16 protein-coding genes are annotated in these 16,202 nt (G+C 69.0%); 9 read left to right on the top strand and 7 right to left on the bottom strand.

Annotation, left to right across the window (positions count from 1 at the left end; genetic code table 11):
- Nucleotides 1-68 precede the first annotated feature (68 nt).
- The 3 genes from gpmI (at nt 69) to ABC766_RS33010 (ending at nt 3,908) form a co-directional block, all read left to right on the top strand.
- Nucleotides 69-1,613 (top strand): 2,3-bisphosphoglycerate-independent phosphoglycerate mutase, encoded by a 1,545-nt coding sequence (gene gpmI / locus ABC766_RS33020; RefSeq protein WP_345822941.1) that lies wholly within the window; start codon nt 69-71, stop codon nt 1,611-1,613.
- A 492-nt stretch (nt 1,614-2,105) separates the two neighbouring features.
- Nucleotides 2,106-3,521: a polysaccharide biosynthesis protein gene (locus tag ABC766_RS33015; RefSeq protein ID WP_345822940.1), complete on the top strand. Its 1,416-nt coding sequence runs from the start codon at nt 2,106-2,108 to the stop codon at nt 3,519-3,521.
- 9 nt (nt 3,522-3,530) lie between these two features.
- Complete coding sequence (locus ABC766_RS33010) at nt 3,531-3,908, top strand: hypothetical protein (RefSeq protein ID WP_345822939.1); 378 nt, start codon at nt 3,531-3,533, stop codon at nt 3,906-3,908.
- A gap of 166 nt (nt 3,909-4,074) precedes the next feature.
- On the opposite strand, the gene ABC766_RS34265 is transcribed toward ABC766_RS33010, so the two are convergent.
- The 3 genes from ABC766_RS34265 to ABC766_RS33000 all read right to left on the bottom strand — a co-directional run bounded on the left by ABC766_RS34265 (nt 4,075) and on the right by ABC766_RS33000 (nt 4,795).
- A complete protein-coding gene (locus tag ABC766_RS34265; RefSeq protein WP_427902341.1) occupies nt 4,075-4,155 on the bottom strand; it encodes a hypothetical protein in 81 nt (26 codons plus the stop codon).
- 101 nt (nt 4,156-4,256) lie between these two features.
- The gene (locus ABC766_RS33005; protein ID WP_345822938.1) at nt 4,257-4,547 is read right to left on the bottom strand and encodes a type II toxin-antitoxin system RelE/ParE family toxin; all 291 of its coding nucleotides are present in this window, start codon (nt 4,545-4,547) and stop codon (nt 4,257-4,259) included.
- The gene (locus tag ABC766_RS33000) at nt 4,544-4,795 is read right to left on the bottom strand and encodes a type II toxin-antitoxin system ParD family antitoxin (RefSeq protein WP_230368389.1); all 252 of its coding nucleotides are present in this window, start codon (nt 4,793-4,795) and stop codon (nt 4,544-4,546) included. Before ABC766_RS33000 ends, ABC766_RS33005 begins: the two co-directional genes overlap by 4 nt.
- A 123-nt stretch (nt 4,796-4,918) precedes the next feature.
- Here ABC766_RS33000 and ABC766_RS32995 point away from each other — a divergent pair, with 123 nt between their 5' ends.
- Nucleotides 4,919-5,197 (top strand): hypothetical protein, encoded by a 279-nt coding sequence (locus ABC766_RS32995; RefSeq protein ID WP_345822937.1) that lies wholly within the window; start codon nt 4,919-4,921, stop codon nt 5,195-5,197.
- A gap of 274 nt (nt 5,198-5,471) precedes the next feature.
- Here ABC766_RS32995 and ABC766_RS32990 read toward each other — a convergent pair whose 3' ends face one another.
- A complete protein-coding gene (locus ABC766_RS32990; RefSeq protein WP_311292061.1) occupies nt 5,472-6,131 on the bottom strand; it encodes a ParA family protein in 660 nt (219 codons plus the stop codon).
- A 691-nt stretch (nt 6,132-6,822) separates the two neighbouring features.
- Here ABC766_RS32990 and ABC766_RS32985 point away from each other — a divergent pair.
- Both ABC766_RS32985 and ABC766_RS32980 read left to right on the top strand, forming a co-directional pair.
- Nucleotides 6,823-7,644, top strand: coding sequence for a helix-turn-helix domain-containing protein (locus ABC766_RS32985; RefSeq protein WP_345822936.1), 822 nt, complete (start codon nt 6,823-6,825; stop codon nt 7,642-7,644).
- A gap of 4 nt (nt 7,645-7,648) precedes the next feature.
- A complete protein-coding gene (locus ABC766_RS32980) occupies nt 7,649-8,290 on the top strand; it encodes a sigma-70 family RNA polymerase sigma factor (RefSeq protein ID WP_345822975.1) in 642 nt (213 codons plus the stop codon).
- A 936-nt stretch (nt 8,291-9,226) separates the two neighbouring features.
- Here the strand turns inward: ABC766_RS32980 and mobF are convergent.
- Together mobF and ABC766_RS32970 are read right to left on the bottom strand one after the other, a co-directional pair.
- On the bottom strand, nt 9,227-12,169 hold the full coding sequence (mobF, locus tag ABC766_RS32975) for a MobF family relaxase (RefSeq protein WP_345822974.1): 2,943 nt from the start codon (nt 12,167-12,169) through the stop codon (nt 9,227-9,229).
- Nucleotides 12,166-12,468 (bottom strand): hypothetical protein, encoded by a 303-nt coding sequence (locus ABC766_RS32970; protein ID WP_345822973.1) that lies wholly within the window; start codon nt 12,466-12,468, stop codon nt 12,166-12,168. Before ABC766_RS32970 ends, mobF begins: the two co-directional genes overlap by 4 nt.
- Nucleotides 12,469-12,692: 224 nt before the next feature.
- On the opposite strand from ABC766_RS32970, the gene ABC766_RS32965 reads away from it, so the two are divergent.
- From ABC766_RS32965 to ABC766_RS32955, 3 genes are read left to right on the top strand one after another with little or no spacing between them, the layout of a single operon-like run.
- A complete protein-coding gene (locus tag ABC766_RS32965) occupies nt 12,693-13,154 on the top strand; it encodes a hypothetical protein (RefSeq protein WP_345822972.1) in 462 nt (153 codons plus the stop codon).
- Nucleotides 13,155-13,158: 4 nt separating this feature from the next.
- Complete coding sequence (locus ABC766_RS32960) at nt 13,159-13,890, top strand: hypothetical protein (protein ID WP_345822971.1); 732 nt, start codon at nt 13,159-13,161, stop codon at nt 13,888-13,890.
- A gap of 4 nt (nt 13,891-13,894) precedes the next feature.
- Nucleotides 13,895-14,455, top strand: coding sequence for a hypothetical protein (locus ABC766_RS32955; protein WP_345822970.1), 561 nt, complete (start codon nt 13,895-13,897; stop codon nt 14,453-14,455).
- A gap of 7 nt (nt 14,456-14,462) precedes the next feature.
- Here ABC766_RS32955 and ABC766_RS32950 read toward each other — a convergent pair whose 3' ends face one another.
- A complete protein-coding gene (locus ABC766_RS32950) occupies nt 14,463-16,157 on the bottom strand; it encodes a type IV secretory system conjugative DNA transfer family protein (RefSeq protein WP_345822969.1) in 1,695 nt (564 codons plus the stop codon).
- Between the last annotated feature and the right edge of the window lie 45 nt (nt 16,158-16,202).

Genomic DNA, 16,202 nt, shown 5'->3' with positions numbered 1-16,202 from the left:
CACGGGACTGAGTATCGCGATGCCCGCAGGACCCGGCTGCGCGCCGGGCGCAGAAGCTTAGGAGAGATATGACCGTGCCCGACAGTACACCTCGCCCCGTGATGCTCGCGATCCTCGACGGATGGGGTCTTCGGGACGAGGTCGCCGACAACGCCGTCCAGCAGGCCCGGACCCCGATCTTCGACGGCCTGATGCGGGATCGCCCGCGGGCGCAGCTGCGGACGTCCTGCGGCGATGTGGGCCTGCCCGAGGGCCAGATGGGCAATTCCGAGGTCGGGCACCTCAATATCGGGGCGGGCCGGGTCGTCCTGCAGGATCTGCCGCGCATCGACAGCGCCATCGCGGACGGATCGCTCGCGAAGAACCCCGCCCTCCTCCGGTTCATCGACGCCCTGCGCGCGTCCGGCGGCACCTGTCACCTCGTCGGCCTGCTGTCCCCCGGCGGCGTGCACGCGCACCAGGGCCACGCCGTGGCGCTGGCGCGCCGGCTGGCGGCGGCGGGCGTGCCGGTCCGCCTCCACGGATTCACCGACGGGCGCGACATGCCGCCCCGGTCGGCCGCCACCTGCGTCGCCACCGTGGAGGCGGCGCTTCCGAGCGGCGCGCGGATCGGCACCCTGTGCGGCCGCTACTACGCGATGGACCGCGACACCCGCTGGGAGCGCGTCCAGATCGCCTACGACGCCCTGACGGCGGCGCGGGGCACCCGCTTCAGCAGGGCCGGCCAGGCGGTGGCCGCCTCCTACGCCGATGACGTCTCCGACGAGTTCATGCGGCCCGCCGTCATCGGCGACTACGCCGGCATGCGGGACGGCGACGGCGTGCTGTGCTTCAACTTCCGCGCCGACCGGACCCGGCAGATCCTGGAGGCCCTCCTCGACCCTGCCTTCGCGGGCTTCCCCCGCGACCGGACGGTCCGGTTCGCCGCCGCCCTGGGCATCGTCCAGTACAGCGTCGAGATCGACGCCTTCACCGAGACCCTGTTCGGGCCCCTCGACCTGCCGAACGGGCTCGGTGAGACCGTGGCGCGCGCCGGCCGTCGGCAGCTGCGCATGGCGGAGACCGAGAAGTACCCGCACGTCACCTACTTCATGAACGGCGGCCGCGAGGCGCCCTTCGAGGGACAGGACGCGGTGCTGGTGCCCTCGCCGAAGGTGGCGACCTACGATCTGCAGCCGGAGATGTCCGCCCCGGAACTCACCGACCGCGCCGTGGAGGCGATCGGCACGGGGCGGTACGACCTCGTCATCCTGAACTTCGCCAACCCCGACATGGTCGGCCATACCGGCAGCCTCGCCGCCGCCGTGAAGGCGGTGGAGACGGTCGACGCCTGCCTCGGCCGCGTGGTCGAGGCGGTGACGGCCCAGGGCGGGGCGCTGCTGGTCACCGCCGACCACGGCAATTGCGAGGTGATGCGCGATGCCGAGACCGGCGATGCCCACACCGCCCACACCCTCAACCCCGTGCCGGTGATGCTGGTGGGCGTGGACGGGGTCTCGCTGGCCGACGGCCGGCTGGCCGACGTGGCGCCGACCCTCCTCGACCTGATGGGCCTCGACCAGCCGGCGGAGATGACCGGCGCCTCCCTGATCCGGCGGGCCGGCGGACGCTGAGGCGCCCGGCACGGTGTCCGGTCGGCTGTCCGGCATGGCGGCTGCACCCGGCAGGCCGTCATGCCCGAAACCCTCGCGCCCTGTCCCGCAGCGGAACCGGTTCATCCCAGGACGGTGCGGGACCTGTGCGGAATCGCCGGCACGGTGGTCGTCTTCTTAAGGGACGCGGGACAAGATCGGATCTGTGAGGCGTGGGTCTCGGCGGGGTCTGCGGGCGCGGAGAGCCGGATGAGGGATATGACCTGTCCGGGGACGCCTCGGCCCTCACCCCGATCCGCTCCCGGGCGGGCCGCGTGGCCGTCCCGAGTTCGTGCGCGCCGCGCGTCTCCCCTCCGAGGAGGGGAGACGCGCGGCGCCGCCCCCTCTCCTGTGGAGGCGGGTGAGCATCACGGCCCGCACGGAACAGGGGGCCTCCCCACCCCGGGAGGCGCCGGCCGAACCTTGGAGCGCGTCCGGATCCGCAGGACCACCTCCGGTGCCGATGCCTGACCGATGATCGCCCGGCACAGCCTGATCTATGTCGGCTCCCGCGGCTTCGCCGCCGGCCTCAACATGGCCTCCGTGGCGGTGTTCACACGCCTCGCGCCGGTGGAGAGCTACGGCACCTACCTGTACGTCGTGTCGTGGGCGCTCGTGCTCTACGGGGCGACCTGCCAGTGGCCGAAATTCGCGTTCTTCGCCCTCTACGACGAGGCCCGCGCGCCCGCGCAGGTCGGCACCGTGGTGCGCATCCTCGGCGGCACGCTGCTGCTGGCCGGCTTCGGCAGCGTGCTGGCCGTCGCGCTCGGTCTCGTCTCGGCCGCCACGGCCACCGCGATCCTGGCCCTGGCCTTCGGCACGACCCTGTTCGAGGGGGCCACCGAGATCGCCCGCACCCGCCTGCAGGCCGGTGCGGTGGCGGCCTCGGTGATGAGCCGGGCGGTGCTGATCCTCGGCCTCGGCAGCCTCGCGCTGCACCTCTCGGCGGATCCGCTGCACCTCGCCTTCGCGGTGGCCGCCGCCAACGCCGTGGCGGCCCTGCCGGCCGCGGCCACCACCGCGCCGATGATGCCCGGGCGCGGCAGCCGGGCCGAGGCCCTGCGCCTGTTCGCCTACGGCTGGCCGCTGGTGCTGTCCTTCGGGACCGCGGCGCTGGCCCAGAGCCTCGACCGGCTGATCATCGCCAAGACGGTGGGGCCGGCGGGGCTCGGCGCCTACGGGGCGCTCGCCGACTTCCTGAGGCAGAGCTTCATCGTGTTCGGCGAGGCGATCGCCCTGTCGCTGATCTCGATCGCCAAGCGCGAGGCGCGGGCGGGCGACATGAGCGGCGCCCTGGGGGTCCTGAGCGACGCGGCCCGCGCCATGACGCTGATCGCGGCCTTCGGGGCGGTGTTCTTCCTGGCCTTCGACGACGTCGTCGTCACGATCCTGCTCGGACCGGATTACCGCGCCGAGGCGCGCCAGCTCGCCCCGGTTCTGATCCTGGCCAGCATCCTGATGATGTTCCGCGCCTATTACTTCGGGCAGGTGATCTACTTCACCCGCTCCAGCCGGCTCGAGGCCGCCGCCGCCTTCGCCACCCTGGTGGCCGTGGCGGCCCTGTCGCTCCTGCTGATCCCGCGGCTCGGCGCCACCGGGGCGGCGCTCGCCTTCGCGGGCGGACAGAGTGCCGCCTGCCTCGTGCTGGTCTTCGGCGCCGGCCGGGCCGGCACGACGATGCCCCTGCCGCTCGCCGACATGGCGGGCATCGCCGGCATCGCCCTCGCCTGCGCCGCCGTGAATGCCGGGATCGGTCTCGTTCCGGGCGGGCTCATGGTGCCGGGGCAGATCCTGTGCCTCGTCCTCCTCGCCGCAGCGGCCGGCGCCGCCGCGTGGCGCTACGACGTGCTCGGCTTCGCCGGCGCGATCCGCCACCGGCTCGCGACCTGAGGGGCGTCCATGCGCAACACCGCCACGCTCGCCGGAGGCCTCGTGGCGGCGGTCCGGCCCCTCGACCCGGGGCAGCCCTGGATTCCGGCCTGGCGGGCGCTCGGCGCGGCGTCCCTGGTGCGGAACCCGTTCTACGAAGCCGGCTACGCCCTGGCCGCTCGCGACGCGTTCGGGGCCGGCGTGTGGCTCCTGATCGTGGCCGACCGCTCCCCCGAGGCCCCGGGGGCCCGGCTGATCGCCGCCTGGCCGTTCCGGGTGTCGTGGCGGCGCTGGGGCCTGCCGCTGCCGCTCCTGATGGGCTGGACCCACGGCTACTGCCCCTTCGGCGCACCGCTCCTCGATCGCGGCGATCCAGGGGGCGCCCTGGCGGGTCTGCTCGGAGATTAGGTCCCGTTCGAGCTGCGCCAGCACGCTCATGATGCCGAACAGCGCCTTGCCGGCGGCAGTGCGGGTATCCATGCCGTCCGATCGAGCGGAACTCGACGCCGCGTGTGTGCAGCTCGTCCAGGAGCAGGGCGAGACCGACCGTGGTGCGGCCGAGGCGGTCGATGCGCTAGACGGTCAGTGTGTCGCCGGGCCGCAGCGCCGCGAGGGCGGCCGTCAGTCCCGGCCGCTTCATGGCGGTGCTGGAGATGTCCTTGTCCTCGTGGATCGCCTCGCAGCCATCCGCGCGTAGCGCGTCGTGCTATAGGGCGAGGATCTGTTCATCCGCGGAGACACGGGCATAGCCGAGCTTCATGCGAGGGCGCTTTCCCAATCCTGCCGGCCGTGCAGGACGCGGACGATCAGGATGCTCGGCCCGTCCTCGACATAGACGATCATATGCGCCCGATAAGGATGGAGCCGGACCGGCGGCCTCAGCTCGCGGCGCTCCCGTGCCATCAGGGGATTGTCGGCTAGGATCTGGAAGGCGGCAAACAGCCCGTCCTGATAGCGCTCGGCCTGGCCCACACCGAAGCGGGCCGCGCTTTCCACGTAGGCATAGGCTATGTCGTCATCCGCCTGCGGTGAGGTGCGGAAGATCATTTGGCCTGCACGGCCGCCAGCCGATCGCGGCCGAGCTGACGAATTTCATCTGGGGTTCGGGTACTAATGCCGCTCGCCAGTCCTTCATCGACCAGCCGTTGCAGTTCGGCGATTTTGGCCAATCGGTCCTGATCGCGGCGGATCAGGTCGCGCACATAGTCGCTCGCATTCGCATAGCGGCCGGTGCCGGCCTGGGCCTCGACCCAATCCTTCATCGGATCAGGGAGCGATACGTTCATGGTCGCCATGGTAGGCACCTCCTACCCCCTATCATGGCAAGGATTGGCAAACTTCGTCAAAAGATGTCTGCAATTTTACGCTCACGTTTTCGCGCGACCCGGCCTTAATCAGCGCAAGGGGTTAGCCGCTCCATGAAAAGCCGCGCAAAAACGGTCCTTTTCGAGCGGGCAGGATGCCGTGACGGGCGGGAGAAAGGTGGACCTTTTTCCCCTCTAAATGCTGCCAGTTTGTCGGTATGGCGTATTGGTGGTATGGCAGTTTGGTGGCATCACCTGCTGGTAGTATGGCGGTTTGATATTGTGGCCATGCCCCATGTTGCGGTTTGCCGGTTTGCCGCCATGGCAGCTTGGCTATTAACCGGCGGAGAGAAGGCGTTAAACAATCCTACCCGCCGTACTTTTTCAGGATGATCTCCAACCCTTCGCGCATCAGGACCTGCTTCTCTTTGCGGGTCTCGAACGCGACGACTCTCAACCGCTCCCATATATCTTCGGGCACATGGCACCCAACGTAGTGCATGCCGTCACGGACGCGGGGTTTCCTGGGCGCCGCCTGGGGCTCGGCCGGAGCGGCTAAAGCCGGGGATTGAACCGATGCGGGGGCCTCGGGCAGCGTCTCCACCTTAGCGTCGAGCCGCCTGCTGAGACTGCGCCCAATGTCACTCTCTCTCATTCGCCCCATGGATCATCCCGTGACTTGTCGGTTGTGTGGTTTGTTAGTTTGCTGGTTTAGCAGTTTGGTAAGCCAGCCGTAAAGAGCTCGGATTTCGTCCGCGGCAACGCTTTTGGGGTCAACCTCAAGGGCGGTCTTGGACGCATCCTGGCTCTCGCCGTAGATGATCCTGGAGTGGATTACCTGAGGCGCGACCTCTATCCCACGCTGGGCGAGGACGGAGCGGGTTTCTTCGGCGACCGTTTTCCGGCGGCTTGGAGCTTCGTCATTGAAGACGACGAACGTGGGCTTCTCCTGAGCCGACGCCTTGTCGATTGAGCGCAGGACCGCTGCAATATCGCTCGTCTGGATGCGTGTCGGGACTAGGACGAGATCGGCGGCCCCGATTGCCATGCGGTCGGCCTCGCCGGTCGTGGGTGGAGTGTCGATTAGGACGAGATCATAGGCTCCACGCATGGACTCCAGAAGCTTGCTCAGGCGCGCTGGCTGGCTGGAGATCACATCCGGCGGATCATCGCCGCGTTCGTCCGCCCATTCGGCGACGGTTGCCTGAGGGTCCAGGTCCACGATCGCGACGCGCTTGCTGTCCTGGATCGCGGCCACTGCCAAGTGTGTGGTGAGGGTCGATTTCCCGCAACCTCCCTTACGCGCAGCCATCGCCACAATTTTCATCCCCGACTCTCCCAAGTATGGCTGCCAACTACTTGATCAGGATGTCGGTATGACGTCAAACAGATATCATGCCAAACATGTTTGTCGGTTTGGTACTGGAGTGCCCACATATCATTGGGTTGCTAGCGCTACAGGCATCCTTCCGCCAGAAATCAAAGGCGCCGAAGCCGTGTAGCTCTATCCACTCCCCCTCCACGAGGGTCTCGAAGATGCGGTCAAGGTTTGCTCACACCAGCACCTCGACCTCACGCTCGTGAGGGGGCTGGCTCTGCTGCGCGATGCGGATGACAAGCTCAGATCGGATCATGCTGGCATAGGAGCGGCGCCTGAGGGCCGCAGCAAGATCGAGCGCTGACGATCTCCTCGGCGTTGACTTAACCGTGCCACCCGGTCGACATGCCATGTCCGGCTGGCGCGCGCCTCACGCGAGTCGCCGGGACCATCAGGAGACCACGCCGCCGCAAGTCGACCCCTGAAAAGCCAACGGCCCCCCAGTCGCCAAACTGGAGGGCCGTCGAAATCACAAAGGGCCTGTGAGGGCCGAGTAGCTTCCCCTCACAAGCCATGAGACGCCCCGTGGCGTCAAGCGGGAACGCCAATTCCCGCGACGATGAGGCTTTGCCTTGTGGACCGGACGCCCCTGCGGCGGCCCGGAACGACCTGTTGCGGCCCTTTCACAGGGCCGAGGACCATGTTTGCAGACGAGATCCGCCGCGCGATCGAGGCGGCCGACCGAATCACCCTGCCGCAGGTCACGGCAGCGCTGTGGCGCGCCTACGGGGATGGGAAGGTCTCGGAGGCCGAGGCAGAAGCCCTGTCCGCACTGATTGGGGTGCGCAGTCCTACAAATGCTGGCTTGCGAGCTAGACAGAGCTCGAACCCAACGGGAACCGTAGTTTTAGAGGTGACATCGCCTCAGGAACGCCGGAGTGAGGCCAGGAAGGCCGTCGGCTCGCGCCCGCGCACGGGTGCCTCGCTGGAGCGTCGCCGCCGCTGGGCCGCCTCGGGGCGGCTCCCACCGGGGTTAGCGGCCCGGTTCACGCTAGCCGAGCAAGCAGTCCTCGCCCTCGTGGCCGCCGAGACCGTCCGTCGAAAGGATTGTCGCCTAGCAGTGGGTCACCTCGCGGCGATCGTCGGCGTGGCTGAGACCACGGTGCGCAACGCCATCCGCGAGGCCGTGAAGCTCGGGCTTCTCACGGTCGAGGAGCGCCGGGTCACGGGCTTCCGCAACGACACGAACATCGTCCGGATCGTCTCGCCTGAGTGGACCGCTTGGCTCCGGCTGGCGCGGAAGCCGGTCGTTGACCCCTTCGGTTCTGGGGACAGGCGTCCCTCATCGGCTCAAGGGGGAGGGTGCAAATCCGCGCAGCGCACGCCTACTGAGATACTCGTTCTGTCAGAATCGAGGAAAACGGCACCGTCGAAGAGCTGCCGGAGGGCAGCGGGCGACCTCGACCGATCAGACCGCACGAGAATCCGAGTGGTTGGTCGCACGGACCGAGCTATGCCATGAGGGTATGCAGGCGGCCGATCTATCGAACGGACGACGCTCGGATGATGATGCGCGATTCGACGTGGCTCTGCCGATGAATACGCAAGCGGCGGAGCCGCCAGAGCCCCCTGACGATGGTCCGGGTGAGTCCGAGCCCATGCTCTCCGAGCTGATCCGGAGACATCTCGGGTCCCTGCTAGCGGCCGTCTACGCGCAGGATCAGGCCGGGCGGAGCACCGCGGACCAGTTCACTGATCTCCTGGTCAAGCTCGATGCGGCCCTTGGCGACGCGCGCAGCGGCGATGACGCCGCGTTTCAGGGGCTGCTCATGGCGGTCATCCCAGCCCTACGCCGGTTCGCCCTGTCGCTGGCACGCGACGCAACCGCGGTCGACGATCTGGTGCAGGAGACCCTATTGCGGGCCTGGCGGAACCGGGCGCGCTTCGAGCCCGGCACGAACTTCAAGGCCTGGACCTTCACCATCCTGCGCAATCAGTATTACACCGACTGCCGCAAACACCGTGAGGTCCAGGACGATGCGGGGACCCACGCCGCGCGCCTGGTCTCCCCACCCGATCAGACCGGGCGCCTCGACCTCCAGGACCTGCAAGCCGGTCTCGACCGGCTGCCGCGATCACGCCTCGGATTAGGGCGGCTCAGGCGGTAAGCGAGCTGCGTGGCCAGCGTGCGCGCGCCGAGCCCGGAGCGCGGGTCAGGCGGTGTCCGTAGACGTCGACCAAGCGCCACACCGGCACAATCAGGCACTCCACTCTGGGCTGGTGTGGCGCCGATTGATCAGATTGACTGCGCCGCACGAGCCAATCCCTTGACTCCTCGAGTCGAACTATTAGATTTACGCTCAGTGATAGACAGCGAGGCTTCCCCGCAGGGGTCGCTATCACATGCCCGCCCGCGCTGGCCGGAATACCACGGTAAGGGGCACTCGCACCGCCTTCAGGCGATAATCAAGGCTCCGGATAGGGGCCTTTTTTATGACTTGGGCACCCTCTCCTGCTTGAAATGGCACTGTCGTAGGAACCTCTTCACGTGCTCGCGCCGCTTGTGGTGGGCTGCCACGTACTCCTTATCGTAGGCTGACTTGACGACAAACTCGACGTTCACGCCTGCCGTCTTGGAGGGCATAAGCTCGTAGTAGACGTGGTATTTCACCCCATCTGTCGTGGGGTCTCCGGCGATGGTAAGGTGATTCCTCTGGTTCCTATCCTTAGACTCGAAGGAAGGTGAGGCCATTGTTCAAAAGAAACTGAGTACATAGCGTGTGAAGCGAGAGATACGCTTTGTACCTTATTGGGCAAAAAACCCGGGATTTACCACCCTCATCGAGGAACACTGCCTCGACAGTAGGGCTCCTGTCGTGAGCTTGGCTGTAGGCGTGCGAATGAAAAGACACGCGCACTATAAGATCTTGTCCCGGTGCAATTTGATCCGCGAGCGTGACCTTGAACGGCTGAAGATGATGAAGCTTGTGGGTGGTGCCGTTCGAAAGGATCGGCTGGTGAGTAACAGGAAAGGTCAAGTCGATACCGCAGGTGGGTGTATCCGTCTGCGTATGGGGCACTCACTCGCGTGGCAAGCACATGTCTCACCGCTCGATACCGTGCCCGCGCCCGCGACCGTGTTCCGGATCGGGGCGGCCGAGACGGCGCGCGAGCTGTACGACCAGGCTGCGGACAGCCGGGGCCGGCGCACGGCTCAGCCGGCGCCCGTAGGCGTCGACCAGCCGCCAGGCCGGCACGATCATGTGTTCGACCCCGAGCCACGCCGCCGCCTCGCGCAGAGCCCGCGCCGCGCGCACCGCCCGGCCGACATCGATCCCCGGGGCGACGCGCTCGGGCAGCCTGAGTAGCCCATCGCGTACGAACGCGACCCGATCGGCCGCGTAGTCGATCACGTTGGCCTTCTCGTGGTAGCTCCGCGCCTCCCGGAACAGCCGCTCCAGGACCATCGTGTCGGTGGCCGGCATCCGCGGATCCGCTTGGCGCTGACGGCACAGGGCGTCGAGCCGGTCGCGCTCGACCACAACCCGGGCCTCGTGCCGGTGCCGGGTCAGCCCGACGTAGATTTCGCGCGCGTCGGTGCTGGACCCGAGATACATCACCGCTGCGGAACATGTCCGACCCTGGGCCGCGTAAGTTGTTCCGGCGTAGGCGTGGACAACCTTTGGATGGACGGGTCGGCGGCCGAACCGCGGGACCCGCCGCAGTTCGGCCCATGTCACCTCGATGACCCTGTCGTCCTCCAGCGCCAGGCGCAGGCGCGCACCGCCGTCCGGTTCCGCGACGATGGCCTCGACCCGGGCGCGGGAGCCGTTGCGGAGCTTGAGATGGGAGAGGCTCTCGCCGAACCGGAGGTGATCGCCGACCGCGAGCGCGAGCGGCACGATCCGGTCTTCGCGGTCGCGCGCCGGCGGGGTGATCAGGTCGGGTCCGAGCTGGCCCTCGGCCCGCAGCACCGCCCGCGCCCGAGCGTTCAGCGCCGCCGCGTCGGCGTTGCGTCGGGTGACGATGAGCACATCGCCCCCGTGGCGGGCGCGCTGCTCGGTCCACGCTGTGATCACCCGCCCGCGCGCAGCCTCGATCCCTGAGACCAGCTCGACCTGATGCTCTGCCGCGTAGGCGCGCAGGCCCGCCTCGGCGTCGCCGCGCGCCATCACCACCGAGGCGGCGCGTTGCCAGTCCACCGTCTGCCGGCGGACCTCGCCGAGCGCGGCCGAGCGCCCGACCACCTCGGCCACAGCCCGCAGCGCGCTCGCACCCGCGACCGAGGCCAACTGCCGGCGATCGCCGATCAGCACCACCTTCGCTCCCGCGATCTGCGCGGCGCTCAGCACCGCCTCCAGGTCACGGCTGCCGACCATACCCGCCTCGTCGACCAGCACCAGTGTGTCGCGGTCGAGCGCGGCAACGTCGGTGTGGCACTCGGCCTCCGACCGCGTCGCCCGGGCGCGGTCGTGGCGCCAGCGCGCGATCGCCTGTGCCGGGATCCCGGTGGAGCGGGCGAGTTCATCGGCCGCGACCCAGGATGGCGCCAGGCCTATAACCCGTAACCCAGAGTTGTGCGCGGCGGCGACAAGGACCGCGGCCGTGGTGGTCTTGCCGGTGCCCGCACCGGCCTGGAGCAGTGCCACCCCATCCGGGCCGGCGGCGTGGCGAACGGCGTCGGCTTGCTCCGGGCTGAGGCGGTCGTCCTGCGCCACGGCCATCGCCACCGCCTCGGGGGTGATCCAGGTTCGCTCCAGCGGGCGATCGGCGGCGCGCAGCATCGCCGCCTCGCTCGCGGCGATGCCCGGGCTGGTCCAGCACGCGCTCGCCCCCGGCACCATCTCGGCGGCCGCCAGCGGCAGCAGCGTGCCGTCCTGCTCCATGCCGGCGAGCTCCGCTTCGACCACTCCGACCCCGAGTCCCTGTAACCCTGCGAACTCCAGGGCGCGCTGGAGCAGATCCTTGCGCGTCACGACGCTCTGGTGCCGGAACAGGGCCGAGGCGGCGCGCGCCACCGGGCTGTCGCCGGGGATCTCGGGCGGGTCGAACGGGGGTTCGCGTTCCGCCGCGCGTGCGGCCGCGATCGCGAGGGCCGGGTCGAACTCGGGATGGTGCGCGGCGTCCCACGGATCGAGCGCGCAGGCGGCGAGTTCCTCGCGCCAGCGCGCCTCCAGCTCGGCGCCGGTCGGCAGCTCGTGCTTGCCCCGGCGGGTGGCGAGCGCGGCGACTTCGCGCTGGGCGGGCGTGGCCCCGGCGCCAGCGTAGTCGAGGATCTGCTCCGAGCGCTTGGAAAAATTCGCCAGCAGCGCCTCGGGCGGCCCGGCGATCTCCCATTGCCCGCGTCCGGCCTCGCGGTAGCGAAGGCCGAACCGACGGTGCAGGTCCTCCGCCAAAGCTGCCCTGTACGCCGCCCCGACGCATACTTGGTACGAATAGAGTTGCTCGACCTCGATAGTCAGGTGTGTCTGTGATTTGTACCGACCGGCGCCGGTATTCTTCGGCGATCCAGCGACATTAATGAAAACACAGTGCGTATGAATATTTGGATCACCTTCCCGGGTCGTGTAATGATCGAACCGGCCGACGATCAGATCGCTCGGTCGATGCCGTTCGACGCCGCCCGCACCGGTTCGGACGGTGACCAGCCCCTCCGCCGCCACGAAGGCGAGCGCCCGCTCGACCGCGGCGCGGTGGGCGGCCTCGATCGCCGCGCGTTGCTCGGGCGTGCCAGCCATCCACAGAACTGAGACTGATTTCCCCGGGGTTAGGGTGCAGTCCTGGCCGGCCCAGTGGCCCGCGCCGGCGCCGCGCACCAGCGCCTTGCCGGTCCCGGGATGATATCCGGCGCACAGATCGCGGAACGAGGCCGCATCGATCGCCGCGCCGTGGCGCACGACCGTCCCGCCGGAGCTCCACCACACCCCATCGCCATCCTTGGCGTAGTACTCGTCGCGCCGGTCCGGGCGCGCCTCGCGCTGACTATCGTTGGTGTAGTACAGCCCGGCCGCCGGGCCGACCCCGAGCCGGTGCAGCGAGGCGGTCACGCGGCCGGGTCTCTGGTACCGTCGCCGCCGTCAGCTCGAAAGCGGCAGACCTTGGTGAGGTCGATACCCCCTGAGGGTGCCCCGAGTTCACCGACGGCCTCGGCCATATCGAGCAGGGCGGCGTCGACTTGTTCCATGCGCTCTATCAGCACCCTGTGACGGATCGCGACTTCCAGGTGTTGGGCGACGCACTCGGCCGCCAGGCTCTCGGCCGACCAGCCACGCTCGGCCGCGGCGGCGCTGAGGCGGAGGGCGAGGGGAGCTGCCAGGGTAAGGGTGAGCTTGACCTCGTCGTCCATCGGCGTACCTGCTGCGCACGGAGCGGGCTGAGACGCTGACAGGTTCCGGGCACCTCTGCGAGGCGCACAAGCCCCCTTGGTTAACGCGGCCGCACTTCAGTGCGTGTGGTGTGATACCCCTTCATCATGGCAGATTAACGGTACTTCCACTGGCAGGCGCTGGCACCGCTGGTAGGCGATGGCAGGAAGGATCCGCTTAACCGGACGCCGGGTAAGCCAACGGCATGCCCCTTGATCCCAAGCGCCTCCTGCGCGACGCCAAGAAGGCTCAGACCGTCCGACCTGCCACGCTGGTCGGACGCGAGACCACCGGCGTCACCCGCGCCGTCCGGGCTGCGCTGCCGACCATCCGCAGGTTGCGCGTGGCCGGCGTGAGCTGGGCGGCGATCGCGCAGGCCATGGCCGAGCAGGGGGTGCGCCAGAAAGGCGACGTGCCGCTCACCGCCACGCGCCTCACCGCCATCGTCGGCCAAGTCGAGGCTCAGGACCGCCGCCGCGACGCGGCCGCCGCCGTCCGGAATCGGCCAGACCTCTTCGGCGCCGAACCCGTGTCCCCCGTTCGACCGGAGCTGGCACCCGAGCCGCCGCGCGGACCGGCACCCGCCGATCCGCCCACCCATCCGACCGCCGAAGCCATCCGGCGCGCCGGGCTGGCCGAACTCAACCGGATCCTGAAGAAGGTCTAGTCCCATGCCCCGCATCCTCCTCGTGGCCCAAGACAAGGGCGGCGCCGGCAAGACGCTGCTCGTTCGCGGGCTGGCCGAATGTCTGCCGAGCGCCCGTCTGATCGAGATCGAGTCGGACCACCGCCTCGTCGAGCTCGACGACCGGCTCGCCTTCTTCACGGTTCGCGCCGCCCGCCAGGAGGTCGAGCGCAGCGGCGGTCAAGCCGCGCGGGCTGAGTTCGACGCTCCCCTCAATGCCATCGCGGCGGCCACCGGCCCGACCATCGTCGACATCGGCGCCAACGCGGCCGCCTCGTTCCTGCCGCTGATCCGTGCTGCGAGCGCCCGCTATGCCCGGCGCGACATCAGCTTCGCGCTCCTCGTCGCGGTGACCAGCGCCTCGGGGGCGCTGGCCAGCGCGCCGGTGCTGATCGAACTCGCCCGACCCTTCACCGCGGCGCTGTTCGCCGTGGCCAACGAGGTCGAGAACCCGCTCGATCTCAAGGCGCTCAAGGGCACGTTCGGCAAGGATGTCGGCATCTCGCGCCTGGCCAAGCTCAGCCTGGATCAGCGTGCCAACGAACTTCTGGAGAAGGGCGGCCTCCGCTTCATCGGCGCCGATCTCGCCGCGGCGGAGCCGGCGCTCAGCGAGCGCTTCGGCTTCAGCGAGGCCGGCCGCATCCTGGAGGACCTGACCGGGTTCCGGGCCGGAGTGATGGAGGCGGTGGCCCCCGCCGCGCGCTGGCTGGAGGGCTGAGGCCGTGGCACGCGGCCCAGTCGTCGACAGGCAGGTAGCGCAAGCCCGGCGCGATGCCGACGCGCGCGCCGCCCACAATCGCGCGGCGAGTGCGGCGCGGCTGGCGACGCTGCTGCGCCTGCCGCCGACGGAGCGCTTCGCACACCTCGACGACGCGGACCTGAGACCCGAGCATCGTACCGTCCTGCGGCGCTCGCTGCGCCCGCATCTGCCCCGATCCCGCTCGCGCCTGCCACGGCTCTGGCCACGTCGCGCGCGCCTGCGCGTCTGGACATCGAGGTTGCTGACGTCTCTGCTCGCTTTCGAGATCAGCGTGCCGGCCGCGCTGGCGCTCGCCTGGGCGATCATGGCTTGGCACAACACCGCGCACTGGATGGTTCTCACGCGTGCGGTGCAGTTCGACGTCGGGCGGGCCAACGGCGCGAGCGAGTCGTACACAGCCGGACCCGGCAAGACGATCGTGCGCTACGGCTGGGACGGCGTCCCGCGCACGACGCTCGACCTCCGCGATGGGACACGGGTAGCCGTCGTGCTCTCGTCCGCCGATCTGCGGCCTCTGCCCTGAGCCGCGATCATCCCGTCGGGCCGACCGGTGGTACCGGATCGAGGAGACCCGTGAAGCGCGGGTCGTCGAACGCGCGCGTTTTGGCGAGCTTGAGCGGATCGGTGGTGTAGCGCGGCATGTTGAGGAAGACGATCGCACGGTTCTGGGTCAGGGCCGGGATCCCTGTCGCGGGAACGAGCGGCGCGGCGACGGCGCTGCGGCTCTTCGTGGTCTGCCCGGTCTTCGGATCGCGCGTCTCGGTCTCATCCACGCCCGTGTAGGTTCCGAGCGCGTCCGACAGGCGCCGGCACCCTTCGACGTCGTCGCGCGAGATGTTGAAGTACTGGATCACCTCGGCGGTGTTTCGAAGGATGGCCGCGCCGTCCTGTCCGTAGGTCCGGGTGAGTTGCGCCTCGCTCTGCCAGAACGTCCACAGCGACACGCCGTAGCCGGGCAGCTCGCCCGCGCCGGATAGGATGCTGTCGAAGGCGCCGAGTACGAACGCCTCGTCGACGATCACGAGCAGTCTCTCGGCCACGCGCTGGGCGCGGACCGCGCCGAACAGGTCGGCGAGCAGCCAGCGCACGTAGGGTGCGATGATGGTGCGACGGTCGTCGGCGGGCAGCACGACGAACAGGTCGGTTTCTCCCGCACACAGGTCCGCGAGATCGAAGGTGTGGTTTTGCGCCACAGCCTGCATCACCGGATCGAGCGCCCATGAGAAGGCTTGCGCCGCGGTCGAGAGGATGTTGGAGCGGCTGCGCTCGTCGCCGGTAAGGATCGCGCGCACGTCGGCGGCGACCGCGTCCTGTTCCCGCTCCAGCTCGTGCAGCAGGCGCTCGGGATCGCGCACCAGGGCGGCGGCAGCGATGGCGTCGTGGTGGCCGTCGCGGATCGCCATGCGCAGGGCGGCCACGATCACCACCGAGGCGCGGTCACGGAAGAACGCACCCCCCTCGCTGGTGTGATCAGTGGGCGGCATCAGGGCCTGGGCCATGGACTGGAGGTAGAGGATGTCGCCCGCCTGCCTGTGCAGCAGCGGGTTCCACCTGTCCGCGCCCCCGGCCAGGTTGAGAGGATCGAGGCAGCGCACGCTGCGCCCAAGGGCGGTCCTGCGCCGCGCCGCCGCGCGGTAAGCGTCGCCTTTGGGATCGACGACAACCGCCGGACCGCTCCAGGCGGTATGGTCGGGGATGGCGAGGTTGGGCAGGACCAAGCCCGAGGTCTTGCCACGCCGTGGCGGGGCGATGGTGATCAAGTTGCCCTCGACCTCGACCCGCACTGGATGGCGGGTAGCGGGATCAAGGCCGATCTCCAGACCCGTGCGCATCCGAGCACGCGCGCGCGGGGTAGCCCAGTCGGCATCCCCGAAGCGCTTCGAGGCGTGGCGTAAGGGTTCGAGGCTTCGGCTGAACGCGATCACGGTGGCCACGAGGGATGTGGCGCCGATGATCGCGAAGCCCTCGGACGTACCCCGGTCAGCGAAGGCGGAGGACTGACCGAGCATCAGCTTGAGGGGGGTGAGCACGACCTGCACCAGCGCGTTGGAAACCATCTCGATCGCGGTTCGACCGCCCGGCTGGAACCAAGTGATCGCCGTCTCCTGGACGGCTGGCCACGTCCCAGGATCGAAGCCGTATCGGGCGAGGAAGGCGGCTGGGAAGCCCAGGACGAGACCGGCCACGCAGGTGAGAACGACGGCGGTAAAGCGGAGCCCGGACATCGCAGATCAGCGCCCCATCGGCAGTTTAATCACTGTATTCTCACC

The organism is Methylobacterium fujisawaense (assembly GCF_039619325.1).
Taxonomy (GTDB): Bacteria; Pseudomonadota; Alphaproteobacteria; order Rhizobiales; family Beijerinckiaceae; genus Methylobacterium; species Methylobacterium fujisawaense.
This window is presented reverse-complemented; position numbering and strand designations above follow the sequence as displayed.

What these genes read in the sequence shown, in the direction of transcription:
- ABC766_RS33005 (WP_345822938.1), bottom strand. Translation starts at nt 4,547, where the DNA reads ATGATCTTCCGCACCTCACCGCAGGCGGATGACGACATAGCCTATGCC.
- ABC766_RS32970 (WP_345822973.1), bottom strand. Translation starts at nt 12,468, where the DNA reads ATGGACGACGAGGTCAAGCTCACCCTTACCCTGGCAGCTCCCCTCGCC.
- ABC766_RS32950 (WP_345822969.1), bottom strand. Translation starts at nt 16,157, where the DNA reads ATGTCCGGGCTCCGCTTTACCGCCGTCGTTCTCACCTGCGTGGCCGGT.
- ABC766_RS33015 (WP_345822940.1), top strand. Translation starts at nt 2,106, where the DNA reads ATGATCGCCCGGCACAGCCTGATCTATGTCGGCTCCCGCGGCTTCGCC.
- ABC766_RS33010 (WP_345822939.1), top strand. Translation starts at nt 3,531, where the DNA reads ATGCGCAACACCGCCACGCTCGCCGGAGGCCTCGTGGCGGCGGTCCGG.
- ABC766_RS32990 (WP_311292061.1), bottom strand. Translation starts at nt 6,131, where the DNA reads ATGAAAATTGTGGCGATGGCTGCGCGTAAGGGAGGTTGCGGGAAATCG.
- ABC766_RS32980 (WP_345822975.1), top strand. Translation starts at nt 7,649, where the DNA reads ATGCAGGCGGCCGATCTATCGAACGGACGACGCTCGGATGATGATGCG.
- ABC766_RS32995 (WP_345822937.1), top strand. Translation starts at nt 4,919, where the DNA reads ATGAAAAGCCGCGCAAAAACGGTCCTTTTCGAGCGGGCAGGATGCCGT.
- ABC766_RS33000 (WP_230368389.1), bottom strand. Translation starts at nt 4,795, where the DNA reads ATGGCGACCATGAACGTATCGCTCCCTGATCCGATGAAGGATTGGGTC.
- gpmI (WP_345822941.1), top strand. Translation starts at nt 69, where the DNA reads ATGACCGTGCCCGACAGTACACCTCGCCCCGTGATGCTCGCGATCCTC.
- ABC766_RS32960 (WP_345822971.1), top strand. Translation starts at nt 13,159, where the DNA reads ATGCCCCGCATCCTCCTCGTGGCCCAAGACAAGGGCGGCGCCGGCAAG.
- ABC766_RS32965 (WP_345822972.1), top strand. Translation starts at nt 12,693, where the DNA reads ATGCCCCTTGATCCCAAGCGCCTCCTGCGCGACGCCAAGAAGGCTCAG.
- ABC766_RS32985 (WP_345822936.1), top strand. Translation starts at nt 6,823, where the DNA reads ATGTTTGCAGACGAGATCCGCCGCGCGATCGAGGCGGCCGACCGAATC.